The following is a 2,924-nucleotide window of genomic DNA, read 5'->3' on the forward strand; positions in this document are numbered from 1 at the left end:
GGGCAGGACGGGCAGGACGGGCAGGAGCAGACGGGACAGAGCAGGGCAGGACAGGACAGACGGGTAGAGCGGACGGGACAGACCGGGACGAAGCGGAGCCGGAGCCAGCGCTCAGGACGGATCCACAACCGGGACCGGGGGCCGAGGCCAGGGGCAGGGGCCAGGGCCGAGAGGTGCGTCAGGCGGGCAGGACCGCCTCGATCGCCTCGCGCAGCGCCGGGTCGTGCGGGTCCGTGCGCGGGCCGAAGCGGGCGGCGACCTTGCCGTCCGACGCGACCACGAACTTCTCGAAGTTCCAGGTGATGTCGCCGCTCCGGCCCTCCGCGTCGGCGGCCTGGGTCAGCTCGGCGTACACCGGGTCACGGCCTTCACCGTTGACCTCGATCTTCGCGCTCAGCGGGAACGTCACCCCGTAGGTCGTCGAGCAGAAGGCCGCGATCTCCTCCGCGGTCCCCGGCTCCTGCCTGCCGAACTGGTTGCTCGGAAAACCGATCACGGTGAATCCGCGGCCGGCGAGCTCCTCGTGCAGTTTCTCCAGGCCGGCGTACTGCGGGGTGAGGCCGCAGCGGCTTGCCACGTTGACGACGAGCGCGGCACGTCCGTCCGTCAACGCGCCAAAGGTCGTCTTCTCGCCAGCGAGAGTCGTTACCGGTAGGTCACGCAGATCTGTCACGGTCCTGCCTTTCCTCGGATGCTGAAGGTTTCGCTGGTTCCTGTGATCCCGGTCACCCGACGGCGGATTACCGGTGCACGCCATTTTCGGACGACATGACGCGCCTCTGCGTGCAAGCCGGCCGCCGCCGGTTCTGTTCCGTACCCGCATGAAACGGCCACCTGGCCGGTTGCTGCCATCCTCCGTCCGACGGGCAGGTGGCAGAAGATCCCATCACAGGATGTACGTTGTTCAGCATCCGTTATGAATTCCGATCTACTGTTGGCGCCATGACGCCCAGCCGGGCAGCTACCGCGACGGCAGCCCCCGCAAGGGCGACGGTCGACGGCAGCGCCGTCGTCACCGCACAGCCGGTCGCCATCACGCTACGGCAGGTTACACCTTCACCGCTGTCAGGCCTGTCCGGCGAGCAGGCGGTGAGTTCGCTCACACTGCCCGGAGCGCTGCGCCCTCGCCTGCGGGTGGGCTGGCTGCGTCATCCCTGGACGCTGGTCGCGTTCGCCGTCACCGTCCCGATGATCGTCATGCTGGCCATGAGGTTCCGGACGGAGGTCGGTGCGAGGCTGTCCAGCGTCCCCGTGCCGACCTGGCCGTGGCTGGTGGCGTGCGGGCTCGCCTCGTCCTGCTTCTTCCTGGCCAACGGCCTGGCCCTGCGGTCGGCCAGCGGGCTGCCGCTGCGGCTGCGCACGGCGGTGGCGGTGCAGCTGGCCGCGGCGGCGGCCAACCGGGTGCTGCCGGCGGGCCTGGGCGCGATCGCCGTGAACGCCCGCTACCTGGAACGCCAGAAGCTGGCCTGCTCGGCCTGCCTGAGCGCGGTGGCCGCCATCAAGATCGCGTTTGCCCTGGCCCATGTGGGCGGGATCGCGCTCACCGCCGCGCTGGTCGGCGGTTCGGGCACGCAGGACACGCTGAGCGCGCCCATCAGGTCGGTCACGGCGAACGTCGGCTCCGGGCCCGCCCTCGGCGGTGTCGCGCTGTGCCTGGTCGGGTGCGTCGCGGCCGGCACCCGCCCGCGCGTCCGCGGCCGGCTCGGGCCGGCCCTGCGCAGCGCGGGCCGGCATCTGACGCTGCTCGCGCGCTCCCCACGGCGCACCGCCGTGCTGCTGCTGTCGGCCGCGGCCACCAAGGTGACCCAGATCGTGGCGCTGGCCACCTGCGTCTGGGCGTTCGGCGGCTCCATATCACTACTATCGGTAGCGACCATCTACCTGGTAGGCGCGGTGGTGGCCGGGGCGGTACCCACCGCGGGCAACATCGGCGCGCTCGAGCCCGCCCTCGCCATCGGCCTCACCGCCGCCGGCGGCGACGCCGTGTCCATGTTCGCGGCCGTCCTGGTGTACCGGCTGATCAGCTACTGGCTCCCAGTCCTCCCCGGCATCGCCGCCCTGACCGTCCTGCGCCGCCGCGGCATCCTGTAGGCCTCCGGCCGCGGCAGGTGGGCGCTCGCCGACGGTGGCCCTGGCCTGGCAGTCGGCGCAGATCCCCCAGAAGGTCACCTCGGCCTCGTCGATGACGAAACCGTGGTCGTCCGACGGCGACAGGCACGGCCGGGCGCCGATCACGCAGTCGACGTCGTAGACGGCCGTGCACTCCCGGCAGACGAGGTGGTGGTGGTTGTCACCGACCCGCAGCTCGAACCGGGCCGGGTGGCCCGCCGGTTCGAACCGGCGCACCAGCCCGGCGGCGGCGAGCACGTCCAGGTTGTCATACACGGCCTGTAGCGACAGCGAGCCGAGCCGGGCACGCGCATCCTGAGCGATCGTCTCCACGCTCAGGTGTGCTCCCTCGGCCAGGGACGCGAGCACCGCCAGCCGGGGCGCGGTCACCCGTAACCCGGCCGACCGCAGCTGCCCGGCGGCGTCCTCACTGTTCACACCGGCCAGCTTTCGCCGCCGTCTGGAACAAGTCAAGTCTACGAATGAGTCAAAGCCAGGTCCGCGAGCTGGACGGGCATTCCGCCGCGCACCGGCCACCGGCTGGCCACGAGCGGCGGAAATCCCGGGCGACGTGGGCGGCACGCCATCCTTATATGGGCCCCGCGAACATGGACGTTACACCGTGAACAAAGCGGCGGACGGCGGCTCACCGAAAGCGCGGACGGCTGGGAACCCCCGGCCGGCAGGCATCACGGCAACGACGGGAACCATGGGAAATCAGGCGGGCCGGCAACCCGTACAGCGCGGAATAACACGCTCGGCACGGGCGGGCCCGAAACACGGGAGCTCGTACGGGATGATCAGCACGGAGAACC

The 2,924-nt window shown here is 71.0% G+C and carries 2 protein-coding genes and 1 pseudogene; 1 reads left to right on the forward strand and 2 read right to left on the reverse strand.

All coding sequences use genetic code 11. The features are described 5' to 3' along the window. Positions 1–178 precede the first annotated feature (178 nt). Positions 179–673 carry a glutathione peroxidase gene (locus NBW84_RS22435; protein ID WP_250287188.1) on the reverse strand — a complete coding sequence of 165 codons (495 nt, stop codon included), beginning with the start codon at positions 671–673 and terminating at the stop codon, positions 179–181. A gap of 416 nt (positions 674–1,089) precedes the next feature. On the opposite strand from NBW84_RS22435, the gene NBW84_RS22440 reads away from it, so the two are divergent. Next, positions 1,090–2,091 carry a lysylphosphatidylglycerol synthase transmembrane domain-containing protein gene (locus NBW84_RS22440; RefSeq protein WP_250287190.1) on the forward strand — a complete coding sequence of 334 codons (1,002 nt, stop codon included), beginning with the start codon at positions 1,090–1,092 and terminating at the stop codon, positions 2,089–2,091. A gap of 39 nt (positions 2,092–2,130) precedes the next feature. Here NBW84_RS22440 and NBW84_RS22445 read toward each other — a convergent pair. After that, a pseudogene (locus tag NBW84_RS22445) lies at positions 2,131–2,547 on the reverse strand (Fur family transcriptional regulator); the annotation flags it as partial. Positions 2,548–2,924 lie beyond the last annotated feature (377 nt).

Source organism: Protofrankia sp. CiP1_Cm_nod2 (assembly GCF_920664355.1).
Classification (GTDB): domain Bacteria; phylum Actinomycetota; class Actinomycetes; order Frankiales; family Frankiaceae; genus Protofrankia.